This is a genomic window from Desulfoluna sp. CYM3A (genome assembly GCF_056829965.1).
In genome coordinates, this window is sequence record NZ_CP186556.1 from 4,410,305 (window position 1) to 4,435,619 (window position 25,315).

A 25,315-nucleotide genomic window follows, 5' to 3' on the forward strand; every position below is an offset into this window, starting at 1 on the left:
GCGTCTACTTGTGGCACTGGAAACAGGCACCTTTGCTGCCCATGGTCTCCTGATGACAGGCGCCGCAGTCGTCCATCTTCATGCGGTCCCAGCTGTTTTTCTTGATGCCGGCGATGTTCTTGCCCCAGATGTCCCGGCTGTAGCCGGTGATCCGGTTCTCTTCGTAAGGCTTCAGGCTCTCGGACTCGCCGATGTCCCCGTGGCACTCCGCACACTCCATCCCCCGCCCCTTGCACATGGGCGGCGTGGGAGAAAAAGACACAGTCAGGCTGCTTGGAATAGATCTTCCAGGGCACCTCTTTGCCTTCGGCCACATATTCGTTGACGAAGGTCTCTTCGGCTTCAGTCTCGCCCTGCACCTCTTCGTGGCACTCCGCGCACTGCTCCAGGGTGGGAACCCCTGCAAAGGTTCCGTCTTCACGGAAGTAATGGCAGCTGTCGCAGTCCCCCACCTCATCGGCGTGGGTGACATGGCTGAAATCAAAGGGCTGCTCACTCTTGGAATAGAGAAGTTTGGGGAAAACGATCCACCCTATGGCAAGGCTTGCGGCCAGGCCCACGATAAAAAAGAGGGCTACCAATCCCGATTCCCCCTTTTTCTCCGGACCTCCGGGTGACCCCGTTTGCTCACGACCAGTCTGTTTTTCACCAGTTAGGCTCATGAAAACTCCACGTGTTAATTGTTTTAAGCACCAGATACCCGACCACCGGGTGGTTCAGGCATGCGCCGCGTCCTCGGATAGTTCAAAAAAAAGGGGCGCGGACATACAAAAAGCCCCTGGCCCCCTGTGATCTTACCGGGTGCTAACGGCTTTTTCCGAACCTGTGAACGGCAAGGCCGAAACCGAGAGCCGGGGCACGCATTGCACCGGTCTTGTCAAGCAGCCTTACCAAGTATAGCAAACCGGCATTCCCCCTTCGCCGGCCTTCACGCATTTGATTGCGTTTCTTATACGTGCTCATGCGTCCTTTTTCAAGCCATGGCAACCACGCCCGATGCCTCACGGCCCTGTCCGGAGCCCCACGGCGCAGCAACTAAGTACCTGCAGAAGAAACAGATTCAAGCGACACGACAGGCAAAAAGAAAACGGGTTTCAAAACGGGTCTGAGGCGGTCCGATGCAGCGGTCGCGTCACGCCGGTTCCCACTTGGGGACAACGGTTCGCTCCGGTCGCCGTCCCGCACCACCCCGAAGAAACGTGCCAAGGACCTCCCGAAATTACTGCCATTTCACATGCATGAGGCTTTGAAACGCTGAAAATTGCTAGCCTCTTTTCTATAGTAACGACGCCGCACGTGTCAATAAAAAGATCCTTATCGTTTCACAAAGCAAGAAAATGAAATTCCAACGGCTCCGGTGGGTTGTTCCCACCCAAAAAAAAGAGCCGCCCCTCCCCTGACGGGAAAGGCGGCTCCGCTTCAATCCTTGATTGATCTCCCTTACATGCTGCCGTAGCTGTGAAGCCCGGGGAGAAAATTGACCCCGAAATAGGTAAACATCACGGCCATGAACCCAATGATGGAGATGACGGCGATCTTTGCGCCGCCCCAGCCCCGCATGTAGCGCAGGTGAAGCATGATGGCGTAAACGAACCAGGTGATCAGGGACCAGGTCTCCTTGGGGTCCCAGCTCCAGTAGGAGCCCCAGGCCGAGTTGGCCCACACCGCGCCGGTGATGATCCCCACCGTCAGGAACAGGAACCCGAACATCACGGTCTTCTGGATCAGCTCGTCCAGGACATACCCCTCCGGAAGCCGGGAAATAAGGCCCCCCTCCCGGATGGTGGTGCACTCCCTCACCAGGTACATCACCCCGATGCCGAAGGCCGTGGCAAATCCGGCATAGCCGAGAAAGCAGGTCACCACATGGGTGGTGAGCCAGTTGCTCTTCAGGGCCGGGATCAGCGGCTGAATCTTGTCGTTCACCGTGGGGGACAGGGAGGCGTAGGCCAGGGCCAAAAAGGCCAGGGGCATGGCAAAGGTGCTGATCATGTAATTTCGGTACCGCACCTCGATGGCCAGGGAGATCACGGCGATGGTCAGGGCAAAAAAGACCAGGGACTCGTAGAGGTTGGACAAGGGGATGTGCCCGTACCCGTGCCCGTAGGACTCGACCCACCGAAGCAGGAACCCGGCCAGGTTGCCCAGGGCCCCCACCACGGCGATATACCGCGCGCTCCGTGCCGGTGCCTCCTTACCGAAAATCCACCCGGAGATGTACAAAACGGCGGAAAAGCCATAGACAAAAGTCACAATGGACAAAATCAGGGAACTGTTGTTCATCTCTCCACCTGCCTTTCAGGACTAATGGCCTCACGGTCGAGTTTTTCGGTCAAGCGGCGAAGCACCATCTCCATGCCCAGCCTGTTTTTATTTGTGTTTCCATAGAGGGTCACGGCCGACCCGGTGGAAGTCGGTTCCACAGCCACCATAAAGCCTTTGTGGCTCATGAAGAAGGTGATGTAGCACCCGGCGATGAGAAAGAGAAACCCGGCATACACCAGCCACACCCCGGGGTCCTTGGTCACCTGGAGCCCCGTGTAGTACCGCTGCGGAAAGTCCGCCACGGCAATTACCACATCCCCCTGCCGCATGCGGTCAAAACCGGGGGATTTCACCGGAAGGGCCAGGCGGGTGGCCTCTCCCTCCGCGCTCTCCAGAACGCCGAGCACAGCGCTCCCCATGGACCTGCCGTGGAACCTGTAGTTGTTCATGAAATGCATGGGCGTAAAGGTCCCTAAGCCTTCGGGGATGGTGATGGGCTGCCCGAAATCACCGTCAAGAGGGTAGCTCATGCCGCTGGCCTTGCTCGTAAAGGAGAAGGTGGCGGACTTCGGGGGCACCGTGCCGTAGCTGGCCTGGTAAAAACTGATGCCCCTGTAGCGCAGGGGATCGTTCACCACGATCTGCTTTGAAAGGACTTCGGCCCCGCCCTCGGTCACCACGAGATCGGACCGATACTCCTTGGGCGCGCCCGTGTCGTAAAAAGAGACGGAAAAGGCATCGCATCGAAGTTCAAAGGGAAGGGGCATGGCCGCGTTGGAGCCGTTGAGCCTGACCACCTGGCTGCTCTCCCCTTCGGCCAGGTTCAGGGTCCCTTCGTACCCGAACAGGGAGCCCAGGAGCCCCCCCAGCAGAAGCAACAGAACGGCGCCGTGGACCACATAAACCCCGAGGCGGGTCCAGCGGCCTTTTTCTGCAAAAAGATAGCACGCATCCCCTTCGTCCACGGGGGTAAAGGTACCCATGGGCGCCTTGAGCTTTCCGGAGAGCACCCCGGCCACCTCGGAAGGGGACCCGGCCATGGACAGGGTCTCCCCTTTGATGGCCTTGCGGTAGGCCTCCGGGTTGAGGCGCTGTGTCTTGCCGATGATCTTGAGCACGGCGGGCAGGCGATCCATGGAGCAGATCACCAGGTTGATCCCCAGCAGCAGCAGCAACAGCTGAAACCACCAGGAGTGGTACATATCGAAGATATCGAGGAACGACAGCACGCGGTACGCGGCCTCACCGAACCGATCCACGTAAACGGCGGGAGACGCGTTCTGGGGAATCACCGTTCCGATGATGGAGGTGACGGCCAGGAGCGTCAGCACGATGACGGAAAGCCGAACCGATGCAAAGACACCCCAGAGGGTGTCGACCAGCCCTTTTTCCACTTGTTGTTTGTTCATAGATCCCTTTCGGCGCACCATCTACGTGGTGCGTTTGTCAAAAGTCACAGCCGAAGGCTTTGAGCGACAATGAAACGCCCTTGCCCCCTGCGGCCCCAACGGGCAGCGCATGATACCACACCGAAAGGCGCGGGAACAACGTCAATCGTATCAGAACCCTATACACATGTGTGTCGCATAGCTGACTCACAATGCGGTCCACGCAAAAAGGCCGGGCAATCTGTCTGCCCGGCCTTTCATCTGTTCAGCAATCCCTTGCCCCTTACATATCGCCCTGAACCACCTGGGCAATGTTAAAGGCCTGGTCCCCGGTTTTCTCCAGGTTGTTGAGGATATCCACAAAGAGGATCCCTGTCTCAACGGAGCAGGAGCCCTTTTGGAGGCGCTTGAGGTGATGCTTCTTGAACTGCTTGCGCATCTTGTCGATGGTGTTCTCGTCCTCGGTGTCGATGGCCCTGGGAAGGCCGCCTGCGTTATACGCCTTGATCACATTGTCCGTAAAGCGGATGGCCACGTCGTAGATCTCTTCCATCTCCTGCATGGCCTCGTCGGAAAAGCGGATATCGCTCTCGATGAGCTTTTCCGTGTAGTTGACGATGTTCTCGGCGTAATCCCCGATCTTCTCCAGGTCGTGGAGCACATGCAGGATGTTGTTGAGCTCCCGGGAGGTCTCGGCGCTGATCTGCTCCTGGTTCAGGCGGACCAGGAAGGTGGAGATATCCTTTTCCAGGAGATCCACGGTGTTCTCCAGCTCGTAGACCTTGTTGATGGTCTTTGTGTCCCGGGAGAAAAAGGCGTCCCGGCTCAGCTTCAGCATCTCCAGGGCCAGCCCCGACATGCGGCTCACCTCTTTTCTGGCCTGGGAAACCGCAAAATCAGGGGTCTCGATGAGGCAGTCGTCCAGAAAGACCAGGCCGTCGTCCCGGCCGTTGCCCTTGCCCGGAATCATCCGCTCGCACAGGCGCGCCAGGATATGAAGCACGGGAACGAAAATGATGAGGTTGACGATGTTAAAGCCGGTGTGGACGTTGGCGATGTGGCGGGCGATATAAGGAAGGTTACCGGAAGCGTTGACAAAGTCAGATGCCCGGCGTCAACACATCCACGGCCTGCATGAAGAACTTCAGGAAGAAAAGCATGTAGCAGACCCCCAGGGCGTTGATGAGGAAGTGGCCGAAGGCGGCCCGCCTCGCCGTGGGGTTGGTACCAATGGCCGCTAAGTTGGCGGTGATGGTGGTCCCGATATTCTCCCCGAGGACCAGGGCGCACGCGGCGTAGTAGTCGATGAGTCCCGTGGATGCCATGGCCACGGTGATGCCGATGGTGGCCGAGGAACTCTGGACGACCATGGTCAGCACCGCGCCTGCGGCAACGGCCAGCACCGGATGATGGGAAAAGGTGATAAAGGCCTGCTGGAAGAACTCGCTGTGCCGCAAGGGAACAAACCCGTCCTTCATGATCTTGAGGCCGAGGAAGAGAAGGCCGAAGCCGATGATGACCTCTCCCCAGTAGTGGTACTTCTTGTTGCTGGTAAACATGCGCATAAACACGCCGATGCCGATGGCAGGCAGGGCAAGTTTACCAATTTTAAACGCGATGAGCTGCGCCGTGACGGTGGTGCCGACGTTGGCCCCCAACACCACGCTCAGGGCCTGGACCAGGTTCATGAGCCCTGCGTTGACAAAGCCCACCACCATGACTGTCGTTGCGGAACTGCTCTGGATCACCGCGGTCACCACCAGACCTACAAAGGTCCCGATGACCCGGTTGGAGCTGTGGCAGCTTTTCAACCTATGTTTCGCAGGCTGCTGCCCGCTGATTTCTGAAGGCCTTCCGACATCATCTTCATGCCGTAGAGAAAAAGCCCCAGCCCACCGACCAAACCGTAGACAAGCGCCAACCAGTTAACTGATTCCACCTAAATCTCCTGTAGTAACAGTACATTACACAGACGCGCCGTCTCAGTCTCCATGCAGGCGCACCTCACGTGAGTCGTAAATGTTTGTGGGGACTATATAAATGATCACCTGCATAAAATCAAGACCATTGCGACCCCCGGCCAGAGGCCTGCCACAAAGATGTTATCCCACCGTATACATTGCGTTTCCACCCCACCCCAAACCCTTGCTGATACGTTCTTTCCCAAGAAACATGACAAGGAAATAACTCACTGTCCCCTCACCCGGGTTTGAAACAGGCAAAAAAAAAGCCGCCCCGTTTTTGGGGCGGCATACATTATGGTGGGGCTAAAACGGCGATCAGGACGACGGCACGGGCCGTACCGTCAGGACCGCGCCCCCCGGAACCTTGAGATAGGTTCGGGCCAGGGCCTGAAGCTCGGCTGCGGTGACGGCAGCATAGTCCTCCAGGATATCCCGGGGCCAGACCAATTTTTCAGGATACCTCGAGGAGTCCTGCATGACGCTATTGAGCCAGTACCCGTTGGTACGCCGGTAGTCGGCGATACGGTTCACCACGGGGTCCACCACACGCCGGAGTTCATCTTCGCTGGCCGGTGCCGCGCGGAGGCCGTCGGCGATCTCTTTCACCGCTGCGATGACCTCGTCCACCTGCCCGGGGCTCACGGTAATAACGGCACGGAGGGTACCATACTCCGGGTAGGCCCTGCTGGACCGGTTCCAGGCCCTGGGGGAGTAGGCCGCCCCCAGGTTTTCCCGAACGGTCTCACGCAGGCGCTCGGAAAAGAGGGACCCCAGGATGGAGAGACGGCGCACCGTGTGGATATCGCCCATGCCCGTGGTGGGCCAGGCCACCGTAACCACGGCTTTGTCGATGGAACTCTCCACGGAGAGATCAAGGCGCTTTCCCTCGGGAAAGGCAAGGTCGTGGTCCCGGGCAGGTTGCATGGCCTTCCGGGGAAGCGATCCAAGCCACTGCCCGCACAGAGAGATCACCGCCTCGATGTCCATGTCCCCCACCACCGAGAGCTCCAGGGGCGCCCCTTGCAGATCGGGCATGACAAAGCCTTTGACAGCCTCCAGATCGATGCCCTCAAGGGAGGTTCCCGGGTACCCGAAACGGGCGGTATCTCCGGTGAGAAAGGCCTCAACCTGCTTCTGGAGCACGCCGTCCACGGTGCGATCCATCTCTTCAAGCCCCTGGGTATAGCGCTGGGTCGAAAGGTGGTAGGCCTCCTCTTTGAGGCGGGTGTCGGTGAGCTGGGTAAAAAGCACCTGGAACATGAGCTCCAGCTCCCCGGGGATGGTGCGGCCCGAAAGGCCGAACCCGTCCTGCCCCGCGCCATAATGGTAGGTGGTGTTGGTACCGGCCATGGCTCGGGCTGTCTCGTCACGGCCCAGGCGTCCCAGTCCGCTCTCGTTGACAACCATCTCGGAAACGGAGGCCAGGCCGGGGACAAGGTCCGGGGCCCCTTTGACACCCTGCCCGAATCGCAGGGAGTACAGCACCTCCCTGGCCTTGAAGTCCGTCTGCTTCAGATTCAGGACCAGGCCGTTTTCAAACGTGACCACGGTGATCCCGAGGTCGTCGTGATCCACCCGCGAAGCGACTTTGCCCGGGGTTTCAGGTACCGGAAGGTAGGGGAACGCCGCCGCTTTCCTGGCCGGGGGCGGGGTGGCCGCCACAAGACCGCTCTTCTCGTAGGAAGCGAGAAGGACGGCTTCTGGGCCTTTGTCACCAGCCTCCAGACGGAGGTTGCCCTCCACCATCACAAGGCGATGGGAGGGGTTCCACACCTCCTTGAGAACGGTGTGCAGCTCGTCTGCCGTTACCGCGTCCACCACAGGCTCAAAAGGTGGCGCATCCCCGGGGAGACAACCACCTTTCTCGTGGAGTTCTGCATTAAAAGGGGAACAGGCCCCGCTGTCCGCGCGGCCTTCTCCTCTGCCTGCAGGAGGGCATTTTTCATCTCCTTTTTGACCCTTGCCACCTCATCGGGTGCAAACCCGAAGGCCAGGGCACTGCGCAGGGTATGGTCGATGACGGCAAGACTTTCCTCCCAATTCTCTGCGTCACAATCCGCCGCCACAATGCCGTAGCGCACATGGCGCAGATAGGTTCCGGCCCCTGCTCCGGCCGAGATAAAGGGGGTACCGGGCTTTCCGATACGCTCCTCCAGCCGGTTGTCAAGGATCCGGCTCGCCATGTCAAAGAGCATCTGCTCCCGTCGGACGGCAAAGGAATCGGGCTGCCGCGCCACATGGCTCAGCACCTGAAGGGTCACGGTGGTACCCCCCGCTTCGGGGTTGTAGGCATAAAACGCCTTGGTCCCCACATGAGCAAATGATCCTTCGTCGGGAATCTCCCCTTCGGGGGCACGGGCTTCAAGGGAGGAAAAGCGGTCCCGGATCAGCGCCGTCACTTCGGCGGGGTCCACGTCTCCCACCACCACCACGGCCATGTTGTCCGGACGGTACCAGGTGTCGTAGTAACTCCTCAAAAGAGCCGAGTCCGCGCCCTTGATGACCGACTCCAGGCCAATGGGGTGCCGCTCGTTGATCCGCATGCCCGGCAACGCAAAGGCCAGGTTCTTCACAAAGCTGCGGTAGGATTCGGAGTCCCGGTCTCTCTTCTCGGCCAGGATCACCCCGCGCTCCCGGTCCACCTCGGACTCTAGGAGCAGGGCCCCGCCCGCATAGTCGCGCATGACCAGAAGCCCTTCTGCCAGGCTCTTGGTGTCGCCCGCGGGCAGCACCACGTCGTAGACGGTTTCGTAAAAGCCGGTATGGGCGTTGGCATCGCCGCCAAAGCGCATGCCGATGCGCTGAAAGTATTTGATGAGCTCACCCGGGGGGAAATGCTCGGAGCCGTTGAACAGCATGTGTTCCAGGAAGTGGGCCACGCCCCGCTGGGCTTCGGTCTCGACCATGGAACCCGATTTAACGGCCAGGTGCATGCTGACCCGGTCCTTGGGCTCCGTGTTCTTCATCACGAGATAGGTCATCCCGTTATCGAGGACCCCTTCCACCACGGCCGGGTCTTTGGGAAGGCGCGGTTCCGGAACGGTGGTCGTGCCGACGTCCCGTCGGGCACACGCAGTGGTGACAACCAGCATCACGGCCAGCAGGCCGTAAAGGACACGTTGAAACGATTTTCCTGTCATGGTTTCTCCCTCAAATAAATAAAAAAGGCCGGTTGGACGTCATGACGTTCTTCCCGGCCTCGCTATCATCGATTGTGCATGTGGTCACCGAACAAAGGCAAACCAGATGTACCCGACAAAAATCCCCGCCCACATCACGGCGGCGAGGTACCCGAAATAGTTGATGGGTTTTTTGGCCAGGCCGTATCGGTCCACCGTCCCCACGCGCTTGTGGCAGCTCGGGCAGGTCTCTGCAGCCAGCGACAGGCTGGTAAAACAATACGGGCACCTTTTGGACGGGAACACCCGTTTGGCTTTTGCTTTTCCCATGCACCATCTCCTGCTGAGTGGTTGTCGTGAGGGTCGTCTGGTCTTCTGGTCGATGGGCGACAGGCTTGAATATGCATCGGCGACCGGCTTTTCTCTCCGGACCCCGTGCGGGATCATGGCGGTATCGCGCAAGCCTTATTTGGTCAGCGCATACAGTTATGTATGCTACCATAAAAAAAACCTGCCGGGCAAGCCAATGAAGCGTTTCCGGCAGGTTTCTCGTCTCTTCGGGCCAGGGGTCAGGCCCCGGGCTCGTCCCCGGACGTCAGGAAGCCCGACACCCAGGGCCGCTTATTCGTCGTCGGCCGTGGCGAAACGGGGATCCCGCTTGATCTCCGCGGCGTTTCGCAACTCCTCAACCCACTTGGACAGCACATCGCTGCGCTTGCGATTGAGAAGCTCGGTTTTCAGGGTTTCCGATGCCTCGGGAACCGTCGAGGCCCCATCTTCTTCTCTTTGAGGGCCACCACGTAGTAGCCTCCGTTGCCGCTGATCACCTCACCGGCAACCGGCTCTTCGGCGTTGAGGCCAAAGGCCGCCTCAACCACCTTGCGGTCCAGGGTATCGGCCCCTTTGCCATCCCGGGTAAACAGGGGAGACTCTGTGACCTTGGTCCCTTCGGGGAAGTCCTTGCCTTCCTTGAGGAGGGCCAGGAGGGCGGCAGCCTCGGACTCGGCTTTCTTGGCCTTGGCCTGAGACAGGGCATCGGCCTGTACAGCCTCTTTTACGGCGGTGAGCTCAGGCACAACGGACTCTTTCTTCTCCATGAGCTGAACGATGTAGTAGGTGCCGTTGTATTCCAGGATATCGCTGACCCCACCGACCTCCAGATCGAAGGCGTCTTTGGCGATACGCATGCGATCCACGCCGGGAACGGACTCGGGGCCTTTCCAGCGGGTGAAAAATGCGCTTTCGGTTACCGGAAGCTCGGCGGTCTCGCCTGCCTCTTTAAGGTTGTCGCTGCCCAGGACCATGTCAAAGGCATTTTCCGACGCAGCGTAGGCGTCGGCTTCGGCCTGCTCATCCACAAGGCCCTGGCGGATTTCGTCGGACACCTCGGCCAGGCCGTTGCTGCGGGGTTTTTCTTCTCCAGCTTGATCACGTGCCAGCCGAACTGGGTCCGGACCGGCTCGCTGATCTCCCCTTCGGTCATGGCAAAGGCCTTGTCGGCAAAGGGCTTCACCATGGAGCTGTGGTCAAAGGCGCCCAGGCGCCCGCCGTCCTTGGCTGAAGGCCCTTCGGACAAGGTCTTGGCCAGTTCGGCAAAATCCGCGCCCTCGGCCGTGGCCTTGGCGTACACCTCATCGGCCCGCTTCCGGGCCGCAGCCTCTTCCTCGTCCGTGGCCTCATCGGCCACTTTGATGAGGATATGGCTCGCCTCCACGGTTTCAGGGGTCTGGTACCGGGCCAGGTTGGCCTCATAGGCCTCTGATATTTCCTCGTCGGAGACACTCACCCGGGTGCGGAAGTCATCCCGGCTGAACCGCATAAAGGAGATCTTGGCCTCGGGGTCGGTTTTGTATCGCTCTCCGTTTTCCGCAAAATAGGTCGTGACATAGTCATCGTCCACGGTGACATCCGCATAGGTGGCCGGATCAAACAGGGCGTAGCGGACCGAGGCTTCGGTGTTCTTGTATTTGTAGAGTTCCTGGACTTCGCCGTCCGTTACCTGCACGCCGCTTTCCACCATGCTTCGCAGCTTGGAGATGAGCATGGCCTTTCTCTGCTGTGCTTCAAACTGGGGAACGGTGAGCCCGTTCTGGCGAAGGAGAGCCTCATAAAGCGCCATGTCAAAGACGCCGTCCCGCTGAAAGTAGGGCAGCTCCGTGATGGCCTTCTCAAGCTCCTTGTCGGTCACCTGAAGCTTCAGGCGCTCGGCCTCCTGGGTCATCAGCTCACTGGTGATGAGGCTCTCCAGGGCCTGCTCACGGAGCCGGAACATCTTGATCATCTCCTGGCTCAGGTTTCCGCCCAGCTGACGCCGGTACCCTTCCACCAGTTCATTGTAGGCCAGTCGGTAATCGTCCCAGCTGATAACGGCCTTGTTCACCTCTGCAACAATGGAGTTGCCGCTGTTGCGGTCCGGTCCGAGTCCAAGAAAAATAAATACCAGGACAATAACGCCCAGCAGTATCTTGATTATCCAGGAGCCGGCATTGTCACGCATCATTTGTAGCATCAATATACCTCTGTACCCTTATTGTCGTCGTTGGTTTCGGGGGCTGGAACGGATGGGCGGCACCATCTGGTAAGGCAGTTGCTTGCGCATCACGACAGGATAGCCGAATGCGGTGAATCATCACCGCCCGGCGGCCGCAGCAAACGAGTGCCGCCACCTCATTTTCCCACGCCCATACGGGTTCATACCCTTATATTAAAAAACTCGAATACCTTTACCATCCCTTGTTTTGAGAGTACAGAATTTATTTCAAGCCCCCCGGGGCGCCCCGGTATTTCAAATGGGTCCGGGGCCCTATCGTCTCCGGGCATGCCGGAAGCGCAAAAAGAGTCATTTTTTTCATTGACACCCGTGCGGTGATGGTCTAAATACTCTCTCGTTTGTTGCGAGCGATTCTTTAAACGCACCAAGCACACACCGTGGGGCTGTAGCTCAGCTGGGAGAGCGCATGACTGGCAGTCATGAGGTCAGGGGTTCGATCCCCCTCAGCTCCACCATTAAAGATTTCAAAGGCCTGTCGATTTCTTCGACAGGCCTTTTTTTGTTCCCCCCTTCCTTTTGGCCCGGTTGACCGGCAGTCACCGTCGGCGTTATACTGTTCCACCCGACACACCTTTATTAAGGCCACACCGGAACCCCCGGCACCCGCGCCTTAATCTTCAGCAAAAAGCACAGGAGACCCCATGGGCACCTTGAAAATCGCACACACCAACTTCACTGTTTTCGATCTTGACAAAAGCCTCGCCTTCTACACCGAGGCCCTGGACTTTGAGATCGTCCGCCGCCATGAGGCCGAAGACGGCAGCTTTGTCCTCGTCTACCTGGGAGACGGCACCGGCGGCCACCAGCTTGAGCTCACCTGGCTCAAAGAGCGAACAGAGCCCTACAACCTCGGCGACAACGAAATCCACCTGGCCGTCACCACCGATGCCTACGACGCCTGGCATGCCCGCCACAAGGAGATGGGCCTGAACCTCTGGGAGAACGAGGCCATGGGCATCTACTTTGTGGAAGACCCCGACGGGTACTGGATCGAAGTGGTCCCCGAAAAGATGATGAAGTAACATTTCTATTTATTACATTTTGAAGGAAGGGTATCGCCATGCAGTTCAGCACGACCGACACACGTATCGGATGGATCGGAACCGGGGTCATGGGGCAGTGGATGTGCCGCCACCTCATGGACCACGGCTTTCAAGCCACCGTCACCAACCGCACCAAAGCCAAGGCCCAGCCCCTCATGGACCTGGGGGCCCAGTGGAAAGAGACCCCCGAGGAGGTGGCGGCCGCCTCGGACGTGATCTTCACCATCGTGGGATTTCCCAAGGATGTGGAAGAGGTCTACCTTGGAGAATCCGGCATCCTCAAGGGCGCGCGACCCGGCACCGTGGTGGTGGACATGACCACCACCTCCCCGAGTCTTGCCCAGACCATTTACAAAGAGGCCGCATCCAAAGATGTCCGGGCCGTGGACGCCCCGGTCTCCGGCGGGGACGTGGGCGCCCGCAACGCCGCCCTCTCCATCATGGTAGGAGGCGACCACGACACCGTAAAAGCACTGACCCCGCTGTTCGAGATCATGGGCAAGCAAATGGTCCACCAGGGCCCCGCCGGCTCTGGCCAGCACACCAAGATGTGCAACCAGATCGTCATCGCCGGCACCATGATCGGCATGTGCGAATCCCTGCTCTACGGCGAAAAGGCAGGACTCGACCTTGAGGTCATGCTCTCGAGCATCACGGGCGGTGCGGCCGCCTGCTGGTCCCTGGACAACCTGGCACCCCGGATCCTCAAAGGGGAGTTCGACACCGGATTTTTCGTGGAGCACTTTGTCAAGGACATGGGCATCGCCCTGGAGGAGGCCCGGCGGATGAACCTGGCCCTGCCCGGCCTCGCCCTGGTCAATCAGCTCTACCAGGCCGTCATGGCCCACGGGGGCTCGCGCATGGGCACCCAGGCCCTCATGCGCGCCCTGAAGCAGCTCAACAACGCCACCTGACAACACCCCCGCTCGGGGCGGCCCCGGCAGCCCCGAGCCCTGCAACACGCCCCGTTTATTTACCTTTCCCTCCCATCCGGCCCCTCTGATATACTTTTCTCACACAGCAACACACCTCAACGCCCGGCACGCACCGGGCAGCCCCTTCAACCCCCACATGGACGGATGCATGAAAAGAGGCCTCTGGCTTGCAGCCCTGCTGATGACCTGCCTGGCCACACGGCAAACAGGCATCGCAGCAACGGATGTGGTCGTGTATTGCGACGACAACTACCCACCCTACAGCTACGCGGTGGAAGGGCAGGCCAGGGGCATCTACCCCGCCATCCTCGAGCAGGCCTTCCAGCGCATGGAGGGGTACCGCGTCACCATCCTGCCCATCCCCTGGAAACGGGGCCTTCACGACATCGAAAGCGGCAAGGTGTTCGCCATCTGCCCGCCCTACTTCAGGCCCCGGGCGCGACCGTACATGTGGCCCTACTCCACACCCATCCTCCAGGAAAAAGTGGTGCTTCTCTGCCGGGACGAGATCCTGCAGAGCGCCCCCAGACACACCTGGCCCGAGGACTTCCGCGGCCTTATCATCGGCAGCAACGACGGCTTCCTCTTAGGGGGCGAGGCCTTCTTCCGTGAAGTTGAAAAAAACAACATCCGCATCGACGAAGCCAGAAGCAACCGCATCAATCTCCTGAAACTTGGCATCAAGCGAACAGACTGCTACATCAACGACCGCCTCGCCATCCTCTGGGAACTCAACAAACTCAAAAAAGAGGGTCTCTACGACGAAGGAGGAACCCACGCCCTGCTAAGGGAGACCCTTGTCATCAACACCGAGTGGGGCCACCTGGGGTTCACCAACCGGGATTACGGGCGATTTCACTTCAAGGAGGACTTCATCCTCAAGTTCAACGCCGTTATCAAAGACATGCAGAAAAAAGGAGAAATCCGGCGCATCATGACCCAGGCAATGACCGCCCCGGAGTAATCCTCAGCCCGCCTTTCCGCCATTCCAGCCCGCTCCACACCGTCATATCCTCCACCCACCCTTTCCCGGGACATCATCTCCCCACCCGGACACTTCATGAGAAAACAATCAGCCCCAAACACCAAGATTGATCGTGCAACCGGCCAGACAGAAAGATTGCGATATTTAAAAAAGATGCAACATGTAACCCACCGTTTTGGGCATAATTTCCTCACCCGCCAGACAAGCCTGCCCCACCCATCGCCTTCATTATCGGAGCGTTGAGGTAAACCACTGCATATGCAGCCATGCCGATGGGGTCACTCAACCCGAGAAATATCCGGGCAGGCAACATCACCTCAAGAGTAAAAAATCACTCCTGTACCAATATCTCATCCTTCCCTACTATTTACTCGTTACTGACCCGTCTTCGCGGGGCAGATTGCCACCGGGCGAACCTCCCTCACTGCCATGGGAGCACCGCCGGTAAGGCCCCGCCTTTTCAGGTCGTTCTTTACTTACCTACCAAAAGGAGTTTTGTACCATGAAAGACAAGAGTCACCCCCCGGCCATCGTCACGGGAAAGCTGTCTGAAGCGCTAAAGGAATCAGCCATTGAGGTATTTCTAAGCGGGTTCGGGCAAAAAATCGACCATCTCATGCTTAAACCCCGAAGCCGGGCCCAGGCCCTGAGGATCTATCGCGACGGCGCAGACTTCTCTTCGGGGATCTATGCCGTCAGCCGGGGACGCGTCACAGGCATGCTGGGCTTTCACTACCAAAACCAGAAATTCATCAACCTGAACCTTGCCACCCTGAACCGGGAGTTCGGATTCTTCGGGGGCGTCACGCGAAAACTCAGCGGCTCCGTGTTCAAGGACATCCACCCCTTGGGCCACGACGAGGTCAGGGTGCAGGTCATCGCCGTGGACAACGCCTTCCGGGGAACCGGGGTGGGTCACCGCCTCCTTGAAACCCTGTTTGCCTTCGGCAGGACCCGCGGCCTCTCCGGCGTTCGCCTGGAAGTCGTTGACACCAACCCCGGGGCCAAGAAAGTTCAGCCCGAGGAAGGCGCTCGGGTTTGCCGACTGCGGCACCCTGCCTTACGGCCCCATCGCCGCCAAAGCCGGGTTCTCATCACAGTTTCGCATGAAAAAGCACCTGTGATACGCCCCGCCCTTCCCACCCCAAAATCCCACAATAGTCAAACCGCCACAACATCCCATGCGACAAGCATGCATATACAGGCGAAACGTAACAATCGCAAAAAGACAAGGAACACACGACTTATGGAAAACTACAAGAAATTCGGTTCATTCACCATGGCTTACTCCATCAAGAAAGATCCCCAGTTCTCCCATTTCCCCCACGAAAAAGGCTCCATCGCCTACCAGGACAAATTCGGCGTTCGCATCTTTGTAGGCGACCCCTTCTGCCACCCATGCGATGCGGCGGCAGTAATCAACGCCTTTGTCAAGGAGAGCCGCCTTCTTCGCCGCCCCCTGGTGGGCATGCAGTGCAGCCTGGAGACCGCACGACACTTCAGCAACCACGGCTTTGACGCCACCCACATGGGGGTTGAAACCCTCATCCTCAACGACTGGTCCATCAAAGGGAAAAACGTGGGGCGTCGAATCCGCAAGGCCCAGAAAAGAGGCCTCGTAATCTCCGAAGCCCGGTGGGACTCCGACCCCACCCTGGCGCAGCAGGCCATGGATATCTCCGAGGCATGGCGCCTGACGCGCAAAACAAAGACACCCCTGAACCTGCTTCTCCGCGAGCCCACCTTCCGTGATGAACCGGATGAACGCACCTTCTTTGCACGGCTGGACGGCACCCTCGTGGGATACGTCACCTTTGAGGCGATGTACGACCAGAACCGGAAAATCGGGTGGTATGCCAACATCAACCGACGGGACGACAGCCGCAACATCGCCATCTTCGATGCCATTGTGGACGAGGCCCTGGGCACCTTCAAAGCCGAACCGAGGTTCCGCGTGCTCTCCCTGGGCCTGGCGCCCATGGCCGGAAGACACAACGAACACGGGTTCTCAAATCGGCTGGTGGAGCGGGTCTCGGACCTCAGCTACCACTACGGAAACGACGGGTACAACTACAAGGGAATCTTCCAGTCCAAAAAAGGCTACTGGCCCAAGTCCTTTGAGAGCAACCCGAACCAGGTGGAAGTCCGGGACACTTACTGCATCACCAAGGGCTCCATTCCCCTGGACCCCGTGGCAAAGGCGTTCATGGGGGTCGGTATTCTCCCCGAAGGCCTGGCCCACACAGCCTGGTTTGCCACCCGCATGACCGTTTCCGGCATGTGGCGTGAGTTCCGAAAAACCAGCCACTCCAACCTGGTGACATTCTGGAAAGGCCTCACCGCCTCCCTCTGATGTGTCACCGCGTAACCGGCTCCGGGGAGAGGCTCCTCCCCGGGGCCATCGTCACCCGGGGGCATTGCCCCCGGGCCCTCCCGGCCAGCCCGAGCCCCCTTTTCCCACCCGGATAAACCCCATTGGCATATGCCTTGCTACCTGTTTAGCGATAAATGGATGGCGCACAGCCCGGAGCCGGCCGGCCCACCAATGAGACACCCCACCCCCATCAGCCCCGGCCCACCGGCCTGAGATTCCGTTTTTACAGGGCCATATGGTCCCCACAGCCCGTCACGGACCGGCGGACCACGTCTTCCCTGCCCGGCATCATGCCGCAGGAAGATCGCTGCGACGTTCGAAGAATTGCGAAGTGAGGTAATAAAAATGCGAAGCGAAACGACAGGCCAGGACACTCTCTCCATCATCGACAAAGGCCGCAGAGGCAAGGGCCTCACCAAAGGCGACGCACTGACGCTGCTCCACGAGATCCCCACCCGGGGTGAGGCATTCACAACCCTTCTGGAGGCAGCAGACAGCCTCTCGCGCCGCCAGTTCGGGAACATGGGCGAGGTGCACGGACAGATCGGCCTTAACGGAGAGCGGTGCAGCAACGACTGCCAGTTCTGCATGTTCAGCGACACCTGGAGCTCCCTTGACACCCCGTTTTGCTTAGGCAAAGAGGAGGTCCTGGCCCACGCAGCAGCCCTTGACGCACAGAACGTGGGGTCCATTTCCCTGATGTCCACCGCCGATTACGACTTCGATCTCTTCCTCTCCATGGGTGCCCTGGTCCGCAAGGAGCTCAACGGGCGGGTTCCCCTCTTTGCCAACTGGGGAGACCTGGACCCGGATCAGGCCCGGGCCGTAAAAAAAACCGGTTTCACCTTCTACTACCACGCCCTGAGGCTCGGAGAAGGGGTGGTAACCCTCATCGATCCGTACAAACGCATGCAGACCATTGAAAACGCCCACCGGGCCGGCCTGCTGGTGGGCTCCTGCCTGGAACCCATCGGCCCGGAGCACAGCTACGAGGAGATCGCCGACCTCTTGGACCTCATGCGCACCCTCAAGGTCTCCTGGATGGCAACCATGAAACGCATCCCCATATGCGGCAGCCCCCTTGAGCCCTACGGCCAGATTTCCGATGAGGAGTTTGCCCGAATCACCGCCGTGACCCGCCTCTTTTTCGGCAACACCATCTTCACCCTGGCCGCCCACGAGCCCTCCCCCCTCTGCCTCAGGGCAGGTGCCAACTTTCTGGTGGCGGAGCGGGGAACCAACCCCCGGGACATGGACTCCCGAACCGAGACAGGAAGGGCCTGGGATGCCCCGGCCTGCCGTGACATGCTCAAGGAGGCGGGCTACGACGTTCACACAGGCCTGGTAAACCGGCGCTACCTGGCCATGAGCTTCAAAAACAGATATTTCGGGCACGCGGGACGTTTGATGAAAAATTGGCTGAACCCGTAACCGAAGGGCTCCCGCTCACTGCGGATGCCTCCCTTGTCTCCACCCGCGATTTCCGACCCCCGCTGCCCGTTCCACTGGCAGCCCTCCCAGCCGGCACGGGGGTCACGCAGGAAGCAATAAGACACAAACAAAGTTGGTTCAAGTATAGTAATAGAGCATACATCAAGGATTCAGCCCCTTGCGCGCCGAAGAAATGCGACCTGCGCCATCACCGCCAGGCACACTTTGCACTATTTTTGTTATTTTGAAGATTTTACCTTGACAGAATTATCACCTGCAAAATAGTATCCCCATACTACATTAAATATTATAAGATTTGCCTAATCTAGAATTTTGAATTGCGCTCTGCAATTATGAATAAAGCCTCCTGAGACTTCGGAAGCACATACATTTTACGCAAGCAATAAACCCTCAATTGACGTCACAAATACATAGTCAATATGCCGCAGGATTTATCGGCAGGAATGCTGCCGAATCCCGACCCCGCCGCATCGCCAATAAACCCCGCGTGGGTGGGACGATCGGTGCCTGTACGGGAAAAACCAGCCTCTTGTTTTACCAGTCGTACAATAAGTAACCGCCGGCGACAGCAAATCGCATGATCACGAACCGGTGTGTTGACGAGAAACATCGCCACGGCCGCCCTTGCAATCCAGGGAAGAGAAGGCAGCGTTTTGTGGCCATAGACGGTAATATTCGATAATTCCAGAACATTAACCAAACCATCTATACCCAGAGATGCCAGTAACAGCTCCCGGTCCCTTGCCTGCGGCATGGGACCAGTGATCCACCTGCACCCCGGACGCGCCGTTTTCCAGGCCGTGCCGGATCTTCAACAGTTCAAGCCCCCCGGCTTTACAGCGGGATAACCTTTAATCTGCAATAAACACGAAGGAAACATGAATGATGAAAGAGACAACAAAACACAATGCGACAGCCTCACCCCATGGGATCAAACTGCTGGACTCGACCTTGCGCGACGGCTCCTACGCGGTTGATTTCCAGTTTGACAAGGCCTTTGTCGTTGGCCTGAAAACGGCTCAACGCCCTGTCCGTCGACCTGGTGGAGGTGGCCCACGGCATTGGTTTTGAAGCGGAAAGGGCCGGGTACACAGAGAGCAACATCAGCCTCACCGAGTGGTGCGACATCGCCAATGAGAACTTCAGCACCTCGAAATGGGGAATGTTCGCTCAGCCCGGATTCAGCCGCCTCTCCACACTGAAATGGCTGTGCAGCGAAGGGATGTCCTTTGTGCGGGTGGGCCTGGAAGCGTACCGGGTGGAAGAGAACCTGAATTACCTGGAACATGCCTTGACCCATTGCGATGACGTCTACCTGAACCTCATGAAGTCGAGTGTGGTCTCCCCGGACAAGATCGGCAATTTCCTCCGCAATGTGCCCTCGGAGATCGCAGGGGTTGATATCGTGGACTCCTACGGCACCATGCTGCCCGAAGATGTTGAGAACTACGTCCGAGCCGTCCGGGAAACCTTCCCCGTGGTGGGCTTTCACGGACACGACAACCTGGGCATGGCCAATGCCAACAGCCTTGCCGCCATCTCTGCGGGGGCGTCCGTCGTCGACGGCACCCTGTACGGCATCGGCCGGGGAAGCGGCAACGCGGCCATCGAGTCGCTGGCGGGCATCCTGTCCAACATGGGAAGGGGTGACTACGACTACCGCGAATTCGCGAAGCTTGCCGAGATGTGCAACCAGGAGATGAAGGTCATCCCCGGAAGCCACTACCTCCAGGTCCTGGGCGGTGTCATCGGCTTGCACACCAGCCTCTTTCCGGTGATCAAAAAGGTGTGTTCCGAGCAGAAGATCGATGAGATGGCCGTCATGAAAGAGGCCCTGAACGTAGCCACTTGAGCCCAAGGAATCAGACATCTACAAGGCCTCTGAGATCGTTTCCAGAAAATGTGCGCATAGGAAAGAAAGACCGGCCCAGAGCCGGTTCGAAAGGAAAAAAGAGTGAAGCTATCTCGTTTGAAGCGAGGACGTTCGAGAAAACCCACGCCTGCAACGGCGACGGCAGGTGGGTGTGCCTGCCCGAGGAATTCCAGTCCTTCCGCCTGGTGGAGCTTCTGGCCGACAAGCCAAGGGAAGCCATTGAGGGCCTCCTGGAGGCACAGGCGACGGCAGATGTGTCGGCAAGCCGCCTGGACACGGCGGCCCCGGTTGCAGGGGACGGCGGGGATATCTGGGGGGCAGGGCTCAACTACCGGGGACACGCCAAAGACCTGGACGCCGCCCAGCCGGTTTCGGGCCTGGCTCCCTGCCTGAGGCCCTCCGGGTGCCTCATCGCAAACGGCGGGGCCATTGAGCTGCCCCAGCAGAGCAAGCGCGTCACCGCCGAAGGCGAGCTGGGCCTTGTCATCGGAACCCGCTGCAAGAATGTGCGCCGCGAGGACTGGCGGGATGCGGTGGCGGCCGTGACAACGGTCCTGGACATGACCGCCGAGGACGTCGTCCGCGAAAACCCCACGCTACATCCCCTGCCGGCCAAGGGATTTGACACCTTCTGCAGCATCGGGCCGGCCCTGGTCTCCATGGACGCCTTTGCACCGGGAGAACTGGAAACCCTGCGCGTGTCCACCGTCCGAAACGGGGAGACCATCGCCTCGGCACAGGTGTCGGAGATGCGATACGACCTGGGTTTTCTGGTGGAGTATTTCTCAGCGGGCCGCACCCTCCTGCCCAGCACGGTGGTGTCCGCCGGCACCCCTGGGGCGGCAGCAGTACTTAAGGCAGGCGACAGGGTGGAGGCTTTGGTGGAGAAGGTCGGGCACCTCTCCCATCATGTGAAATAGACCGCTCGACGGGCAATAGACCGCCCGCCGGGCGATCGTAGACGAAATGGAACGGTATGCATCGATCAACATGGATAAGACCAACGCCAGAGACGACATGTCCATTACGGAGATGATCGGTAAGAGCGCCCGTATCCAGCCGGACGCCACGGCCATTAAAACCCCGTTGGCATCCCTGACATACGGAGACCTCGACAAAAAGACAAGGGAGCTAGCGCTCACGCGTGGAGCAGATAACGCTTCCCGGTGAATTTGTCGGCATTGAAGGGCGGCGGGATGCCGCAACCATTGTGGCGATGGCAGGGCTGTTACGGGCCCGTCGGCCCTTTGTGGTCATGGACCCGCGGGACAGCGAAGCCAACCGCAGCAAGGTGTCCCGCCTTCGGATCAACAGGGTGGCCCGGGGCACCGCCACCCCCGGAGAGGTGGGAGCTCTGCCCACCCCCTGCCCCCTGGGCAGGTGACGGCCCGGCCCCACGCGAGCCCCACCCGGACCTTGGTGATGGGTACGGTGACCTTGCCTATGCCATCCACACCTCGGGTTCCACCGGGGAGCCGAAATGTGTGGTCGTGCCTGCGGAGCCGCTGGCTTGCGTAATCAGGGACCACATCACCGGCTGGATGTGGGGCCCGGCAGCCGGACGCTTCGTTTCCAGAAGCTCACCTTCGACGGATGCCTCACCGAGATCTTCTGGACCCTCTGCGCCGGAGCCTGCCTTGTGGTGGTGGACGAAAGCGAGCTGGCACCCGGTGCGATCCTGCAAAACACCTTGGAGCACCATGCCATCACCCACCTGAAAACAACGCCCTTCGCCCTGACGGCCACATGGCCCACACCGGCCATGCACCTGCGCCACGTCGTCAACGGCGGCGGAGCCTGCAGGCCTGCCGTGGTGGAAAAGTGGGCGCGCGTAACAGCTCCACAACGCGTACGGATGCACGGAGTCGACCATCTGCAACCTCCTTAGCGGCCCCCTGAGCCCGGACGGTGTCCGCAACGGGGCTCCGCTGGGTGATGTGGTGGGAGACTGCGACGTCAAGGTGGCCCGGCAGCAGGCCGACCCCACGGAAGAGCCTTCTCCGGATTGTCGGGGAGAGCTTGTCATCACCGGCAAAAGCGTGGCCGTCGGCTACCTTGCCGAAGAGGGACTGCAGCGCTTCCTCGACCCGGAAGGCCGCCGGGCATACCGCACCGGCGACATCGTCACGGTGCGAAACGGCCAGTTTTTCTTTGTCGAGAGAAACGACCGCCAGGTCAAGGTGCGGGGCTACCGCATCGACCCCGGAGAGGTGGAAGGTGTGGCCTGCGGCCTGGACACCATCGTCGAGGCGGTGGTCCTTGCCGAGTCCCACGCAGGGGAAAAGGACGCAGGGGACGACGCCCTTGTCTGCTACTACCAGGGCATGGCCGAACCCCGCATGCTGCGAAAGCATCTGGAGAAAAACCTCAACCCGTACAAAGTACCTCGGTTTTCAAGCGCCTGGAGGCCATGCCCTACACGCGCAACGGCAAGGTGGACCGCCACGCCCTCCAGGCCGCCCGCCACCAGGTCTTTGAGGAGGCCACCGCCGTCGAGGCCCAGATCCTCTCACTGGTGCGTAGCCTCACCGGCCTTGAAGACGCCAACCGGGACGACAACTTTTTCGACATCGGCGGGGATTCGGCTTCCACCATCATCCTGCTGGCCAAGCTCAAAGAACTGGGATGGACCGACGTGGGCGTGCGGGACGTGCTTCGGGCCGAAAAACTCGGCGACCTCGTGGACGCCTTCCCGAAAAGGAGGTCGAACGCTTATGTGCGGTATAAGCGGAACCTTTGCCCCGGACGGTGGGCTGGACCGCAGCCTCTGCGTGGCCATGCACAACCGGCTGACCCACCGGGGACCGGACGAGGCCTACTCCCTGAACACGGCGTCCCTGTCGGCAAAACTCGCCAGGCTCGGGATGATCCACATCGAAAACGGCTGGCAGCCGAAGAGGCCAGCGGCCGCTTCGTGGCCCTGACGAACGGGGAAATCTACAACGCCGACAGCCTGTTCCGGGAGCTGGGTATCCCCCGTCCCAGCGGCAACGGGGTGGATGTGGCCATCCTTCCGGAGCTGGTGGCCCGCTACGGCATCGACGGCCTGGAGAAAATCGACGGGCAATTTGCCTCGGTGATCCACGACCGCCTGGAAAACGCCGTCTACCTGGCCCGCGACCGCTTCGGCATCTGCCCGCTGTTCTACACCACAGCGGGGCACGAAACCCACTTCTGCTCGGAGCTGGAGCGGCTTGTGCAGGCCGTACCCGGCCCGTGGCGCCTCGATTATGCCGCCGTGGACGAGTACTTCTCCCTGGGCAATATCGTGGCGCCCAGGACCCCTGTGGCAGAGGTCTCTGCCGTGGAGCCGGGGTGCGCCGTCAAGGTAAGCGAAGACGGCCGCAAGACCCTCCGCTACTGGCGCTATGGCACCTTCACACGAACGAAGGGGCCCGTGGATGCGGAAGCGATCCGCCAAGGCATCCGGAAGTCCATCGCCGTACGCCTTCACTCCGATGTGGAGATCGGGTCCTACCTCAGCGGGGGGTTGGATTCCACGGCGATCCTCATGGACGCGGCCTCCTTGTCCAAGGGCCCCATGCGCTCCTTTTCCGTGACATTCGATGACCCGCGCCTGGACGAAGGACGCTACCAACGCTCTGTGGCGGCGGCCGCAGGCAGCGTCCACGAAGAGGTGCAGTGCGCCCCCAATGACATTGCCGCCCGCTTCGAAAAGATGGTTCGCCACTGCTGCTTTCCCCAGCGGGAGACCTACAACGTCTCAGCCATGATGCTCTCGGAACGGGTGCACAAGGCAGGGATCAAAGGTGTGGTGTCGGGTGAAGGGGCCGATGAGCTCTTCTTCGGCTACGACTCCTACGCCTTTGACAGCGTCCGGCGCCGCCCGCCCAAAGCCAGCGCCCGCAACGAACAGGCATGGGGCCGGGCGGATTTCAGCTGGGAGGTGGACTTAGACCGTGTGGAGGGCCGCCGCGGGGCCTTCCTGTCTGACCATGCGCGCCAGGAAATTGTGGGCCGGGAATTCTGGCGCAACCGCCTGATCCCCTATTCGGAAACGGAGCTCACCGGGCTCTCCCCCATGCAGTTGCGCTCCATCGCCGATGTCTATGTCCAGCTCGGCGGGCACCTGCTGGGCGATCATGGAGACGCCATGGTCATGACCAACTCCATCGAAGGGCGCTACCCCTTCCTCGGAAACTCGGTGGTCTCCCTGGCCCTCCAGGTACCCGACGACGAAAAAGTCGTGAACTTCGAGGGGAAGACCTGCCTGAAAAAAGCCTATCGCGACACCGTCCCGGACCAGGTCATGAACCATGCCAAACACGGCTTCACGGCCTATGACCTCAAATCCATCGTCGACCACCTGCTCTGGCAGGACTGGCAGGAGATGGTGGCCTCTGTGGAAGCCCTGAACCCGGAATGCATGGCCGGACCGTCCCCTGAAACCGTCAACGAGAAGTGGGATTTTCGCCTGGGCGCCATCAGCCTCGCCATGATCGTCGACGAGCTGGAACTGAGGTGCTGAAAACAGACAAACCAACAAGGAAAACCATCATGGACCAAGCAACACGGGACGTTATCATCTTTCCCGGAACCGGATCCTTAGGCAGCGAGTTCCAGCCCATTGTGCGAACGCTAAGGCCAAAGGCCCAGGTTCTTCGCTACCCCTGGCGCTACGGACAGTCCGACGACATGACGTTCCTGATTTTCACGACGCAGCCATGTCCTGCCTGCCCCGGCTCCGGGGCATGCAGGAAAAGGGACCTATCCTCTTCGGGCACAGCTTCGGGGCGTATATCGCCTACGCCCTTGCCACCGCGCTGGAAAAAACAGCATGCCGCATCGGCGGGCTCATTGTCGTTGGCGCCAACGCGCCCCATGTCCTGGACGGAGCCGAGTTACTACCGAGATCGCCCGAAGAAATCGAAGCCTACTGGGCCATGGTCGACCCAAGCCTGTTTGAACGAATCCCCGATCCAGAATGGAAGGACGAACTCATCGACACAAGTTGCAAGGAGCTGAATCTGCAGAGCGATTTTCACGCTCCGGATTTCGGGCGGCTGCACTGCCCCATTTTCGCGGCGTCCGGCGACCGGGACCCCCTGGTCACGAAAACCGGCCTCGACGGGTGGGACGAGTACACCACCGAGGGTTTGAAAAGCCGACGATTCAGCGGCGGTCACACAGACCTGCTGGCGACGGATGAATTCATCACATGGGTCAAAAGAATTACTTACCATTAAGCAATTCAGTTGTGCCATGAACCGAGACTATGTATGCTACTGAATTAGCAGCGTTTGTCACCAAATTGACATTACCTACAAGGGAAATTTGGAATGCAAAATCATATTCTGAGTGCACTGCGGGAGGCCCTGCCGAATAATGATCTAAATGCAGTCGAA

General features: G+C 59.6%; 23 protein-coding genes, 1 tRNA gene and 1 pseudogene. 12 read left to right on the forward strand and 13 right to left on the reverse strand.

Features of this window, described 5'->3' with window-relative positions; translation table 11 throughout:
* Window positions 1-4 precede the first annotated feature (4 nt).
* The 12 genes and pseudogenes from ACOYW1_RS22320 to ACOYW1_RS22375 all read right to left on the reverse strand — a co-directional run bounded on the left by ACOYW1_RS22320 (window position 5) and on the right by ACOYW1_RS22375 (window position 11,236).
* Complete coding sequence (locus tag ACOYW1_RS22320; RefSeq protein WP_482423882.1) at window positions 5-220, reverse strand: cytochrome c3 family protein; 216 nt, start codon at window positions 218-220, stop codon at window positions 5-7.
* A gap of 13 nt (window positions 221-233) precedes the next feature.
* Window positions 234-662, reverse strand: a pseudogene (qrcA, locus tag ACOYW1_RS22325) (menaquinone reductase multiheme cytochrome c subunit QrcA); the annotation flags it as partial.
* A gap of 778 nt (window positions 663-1,440) precedes the next feature.
* Window positions 1,441-2,283, reverse strand: a complete 843-nt coding sequence (gene ccsB, locus ACOYW1_RS22330) for a c-type cytochrome biogenesis protein CcsB (RefSeq protein WP_482419797.1) — start codon at window positions 2,281-2,283, stop codon at window positions 1,441-1,443.
* The gene (gene resB / locus ACOYW1_RS22335; RefSeq protein ID WP_482419798.1) at window positions 2,280-3,674 is read right to left on the reverse strand and encodes a cytochrome c biogenesis protein ResB; all 1,395 of its coding nucleotides are present in this window, start codon (window positions 3,672-3,674) and stop codon (window positions 2,280-2,282) included. Before resB ends, ccsB begins: the two co-directional genes overlap by 4 nt.
* A gap of 262 nt (window positions 3,675-3,936) precedes the next feature.
* Entirely contained in the window at window positions 3,937-4,656 is a 720-nt protein-coding gene (locus ACOYW1_RS22340) for a Na/Pi cotransporter family protein (RefSeq protein WP_482419799.1), read from the reverse strand.
* Window positions 4,657-4,753: 97 nt separating this feature from the next.
* Entirely contained in the window at window positions 4,754-5,464 is a 711-nt protein-coding gene (locus tag ACOYW1_RS22345) for a Na/Pi cotransporter family protein (protein ID WP_482419800.1), read from the reverse strand.
* Window positions 5,461-5,592, reverse strand: a complete 132-nt coding sequence (locus ACOYW1_RS22350; protein ID WP_482419801.1) for a hypothetical protein — start codon at window positions 5,590-5,592, stop codon at window positions 5,461-5,463. The genes ACOYW1_RS22345 and ACOYW1_RS22350 overlap by 4 nt, the downstream gene beginning before the upstream one ends.
* Before the next feature lie 340 nt (window positions 5,593-5,932).
* Window positions 5,933-7,435 (reverse strand): M16 family metallopeptidase, encoded by a 1,503-nt coding sequence (locus ACOYW1_RS22355; protein WP_482419802.1) that lies wholly within the window; start codon window positions 7,433-7,435, stop codon window positions 5,933-5,935.
* On the reverse strand, window positions 7,423-8,757 hold the full coding sequence (locus ACOYW1_RS22360) for a M16 family metallopeptidase (RefSeq protein ID WP_482419803.1): 1,335 nt from the start codon (window positions 8,755-8,757) through the stop codon (window positions 7,423-7,425). The genes ACOYW1_RS22355 and ACOYW1_RS22360 overlap by 13 nt, the downstream gene beginning before the upstream one ends.
* Window positions 8,758-8,841: 84 nt before the next feature.
* Window positions 8,842-9,066, reverse strand: a complete 225-nt coding sequence (locus ACOYW1_RS22365) for a hypothetical protein (protein WP_482417855.1) — start codon at window positions 9,064-9,066, stop codon at window positions 8,842-8,844.
* A gap of 407 nt (window positions 9,067-9,473) precedes the next feature.
* Window positions 9,474-10,040 (reverse strand): peptidyl-prolyl cis-trans isomerase, encoded by a 567-nt coding sequence (locus tag ACOYW1_RS22370; RefSeq protein ID WP_482419804.1) that lies wholly within the window; start codon window positions 10,038-10,040, stop codon window positions 9,474-9,476.
* Window positions 9,983-11,236, reverse strand: a complete 1,254-nt coding sequence (locus ACOYW1_RS22375; RefSeq protein ID WP_482419805.1) for a peptidylprolyl isomerase — start codon at window positions 11,234-11,236, stop codon at window positions 9,983-9,985. The genes ACOYW1_RS22370 and ACOYW1_RS22375 overlap by 58 nt, the downstream gene beginning before the upstream one ends.
* A gap of 430 nt (window positions 11,237-11,666) precedes the next feature.
* Between ACOYW1_RS22375 and ACOYW1_RS22380 the strand changes: the two genes are divergently transcribed.
* The 6 genes from ACOYW1_RS22380 (at window position 11,667) to ACOYW1_RS22405 (ending at window position 18,055) form a co-directional block, all read left to right on the forward strand.
* A tRNA-Ala gene (locus tag ACOYW1_RS22380) sits at window positions 11,667-11,742 on the forward strand.
* Window positions 11,743-11,928: 186 nt separating this feature from the next.
* Window positions 11,929-12,309, forward strand: a complete 381-nt coding sequence (locus ACOYW1_RS22385) for a VOC family protein (protein WP_482419806.1) — start codon at window positions 11,929-11,931, stop codon at window positions 12,307-12,309.
* Between the two features lie 38 nt (window positions 12,310-12,347).
* Window positions 12,348-13,244, forward strand: coding sequence for an NAD(P)-dependent oxidoreductase (locus ACOYW1_RS22390; protein WP_482419807.1), 897 nt, complete (start codon window positions 12,348-12,350; stop codon window positions 13,242-13,244).
* Window positions 13,245-13,413: 169 nt separating this feature from the next.
* Window positions 13,414-14,229: a substrate-binding periplasmic protein gene (locus ACOYW1_RS22395; RefSeq protein WP_482419808.1), complete on the forward strand. Its 816-nt coding sequence runs from the start codon at window positions 13,414-13,416 to the stop codon at window positions 14,227-14,229.
* A 523-nt stretch (window positions 14,230-14,752) separates the two neighbouring features.
* Window positions 14,753-16,603, forward strand: a complete 1,851-nt coding sequence (locus ACOYW1_RS22400; protein WP_482419809.1) for a GNAT family N-acetyltransferase — start codon at window positions 14,753-14,755, stop codon at window positions 16,601-16,603.
* 366 nt (window positions 16,604-16,969) lie between these two features.
* Window positions 16,970-18,055: a radical SAM protein gene (locus ACOYW1_RS22405; protein ID WP_482417862.1), complete on the forward strand. Its 1,086-nt coding sequence runs from the start codon at window positions 16,970-16,972 to the stop codon at window positions 18,053-18,055.
* Between the two features lie 421 nt (window positions 18,056-18,476).
* Here ACOYW1_RS22405 and ACOYW1_RS22410 read toward each other — a convergent pair whose 3' ends face one another.
* A complete protein-coding gene (locus ACOYW1_RS22410; RefSeq protein WP_482419810.1) occupies window positions 18,477-18,830 on the reverse strand; it encodes a hypothetical protein in 354 nt (117 codons plus the stop codon).
* A 294-nt stretch (window positions 18,831-19,124) separates the two neighbouring features.
* On the opposite strand from ACOYW1_RS22410, the gene ACOYW1_RS22415 reads away from it, so the two are divergent.
* From ACOYW1_RS22415 to ACOYW1_RS22440, 6 genes are all read left to right on the forward strand, one after another.
* Complete coding sequence (locus ACOYW1_RS22415) at window positions 19,125-19,928, forward strand: beta/alpha barrel domain-containing protein (protein WP_482419811.1); 804 nt, start codon at window positions 19,125-19,127, stop codon at window positions 19,926-19,928.
* Window positions 19,929-20,098: 170 nt separating this feature from the next.
* A complete protein-coding gene (locus ACOYW1_RS22420; RefSeq protein WP_482419812.1) occupies window positions 20,099-20,869 on the forward strand; it encodes a fumarylacetoacetate hydrolase family protein in 771 nt (256 codons plus the stop codon).
* A 224-nt stretch (window positions 20,870-21,093) separates the two neighbouring features.
* Window positions 21,094-21,333 (forward strand): hypothetical protein, encoded by a 240-nt coding sequence (locus ACOYW1_RS22425; protein WP_482419813.1) that lies wholly within the window; start codon window positions 21,094-21,096, stop codon window positions 21,331-21,333.
* A 126-nt stretch (window positions 21,334-21,459) separates the two neighbouring features.
* A complete protein-coding gene (locus tag ACOYW1_RS22430) occupies window positions 21,460-21,837 on the forward strand; it encodes an AMP-binding protein (protein ID WP_482419814.1) in 378 nt (125 codons plus the stop codon).
* Between the two features lie 522 nt (window positions 21,838-22,359).
* Window positions 22,360-24,438, forward strand: a complete 2,079-nt coding sequence (locus ACOYW1_RS22435) for an asparagine synthetase B family protein (protein ID WP_482419815.1) — start codon at window positions 22,360-22,362, stop codon at window positions 24,436-24,438.
* 142 nt (window positions 24,439-24,580) lie between these two features.
* The gene (locus ACOYW1_RS22440) at window positions 24,581-25,156 is read left to right on the forward strand and encodes a thioesterase II family protein (protein ID WP_482423798.1); all 576 of its coding nucleotides are present in this window, start codon (window positions 24,581-24,583) and stop codon (window positions 25,154-25,156) included.
* Window positions 25,157-25,315 lie beyond the last annotated feature (159 nt).

Excerpts from the sequence above, each read along its gene's own strand:
- ACOYW1_RS22400 (WP_482419809.1), top strand. The coding sequence starts at position 14,753 with ATGAAAGACAAGAGTCACCCCCCGGCCATCGTCACGGGAAAGCTGTCT.
- ACOYW1_RS22360 (WP_482419803.1), bottom strand. The coding sequence starts at position 8,757 with ATGACAGGAAAATCGTTTCAACGTGTCCTTTACGGCCTGCTGGCCGTG.
- ACOYW1_RS22410 (WP_482419810.1), bottom strand. The coding sequence starts at position 18,830 with ATGCCGCAGGCAAGGGACCGGGAGCTGTTACTGGCATCTCTGGGTATA.
- ACOYW1_RS22390 (WP_482419807.1), top strand. The coding sequence starts at position 12,348 with ATGCAGTTCAGCACGACCGACACACGTATCGGATGGATCGGAACCGGG.
- ccsB (WP_482419797.1), bottom strand. The coding sequence starts at position 2,283 with ATGAACAACAGTTCCCTGATTTTGTCCATTGTGACTTTTGTCTATGGC.
- ACOYW1_RS22320 (WP_482423882.1), bottom strand. The coding sequence starts at position 220 with ATGGAGTGTGCGGAGTGCCACGGGGACATCGGCGAGTCCGAGAGCCTG.
- ACOYW1_RS22385 (WP_482419806.1), top strand. The coding sequence starts at position 11,929 with ATGGGCACCTTGAAAATCGCACACACCAACTTCACTGTTTTCGATCTT.
- ACOYW1_RS22405 (WP_482417862.1), top strand. The coding sequence starts at position 16,970 with ATGCGAAGCGAAACGACAGGCCAGGACACTCTCTCCATCATCGACAAA.
- ACOYW1_RS22365 (WP_482417855.1), bottom strand. The coding sequence starts at position 9,066 with ATGGGAAAAGCAAAAGCCAAACGGGTGTTCCCGTCCAAAAGGTGCCCG.
- resB (WP_482419798.1), bottom strand. The coding sequence starts at position 3,674 with ATGAACAAACAACAAGTGGAAAAAGGGCTGGTCGACACCCTCTGGGGT.
- ACOYW1_RS22395 (WP_482419808.1), top strand. The coding sequence starts at position 13,414 with ATGAAAAGAGGCCTCTGGCTTGCAGCCCTGCTGATGACCTGCCTGGCC.
- ACOYW1_RS22435 (WP_482419815.1), top strand. The coding sequence starts at position 22,360 with ATGCCCTACACGCGCAACGGCAAGGTGGACCGCCACGCCCTCCAGGCC.
- ACOYW1_RS22370 (WP_482419804.1), bottom strand. The coding sequence starts at position 10,040 with ATGGTCCTGGGCAGCGACAACCTTAAAGAGGCAGGCGAGACCGCCGAG.
- ACOYW1_RS22375 (WP_482419805.1), bottom strand. The coding sequence starts at position 11,236 with ATGATGCGTGACAATGCCGGCTCCTGGATAATCAAGATACTGCTGGGC.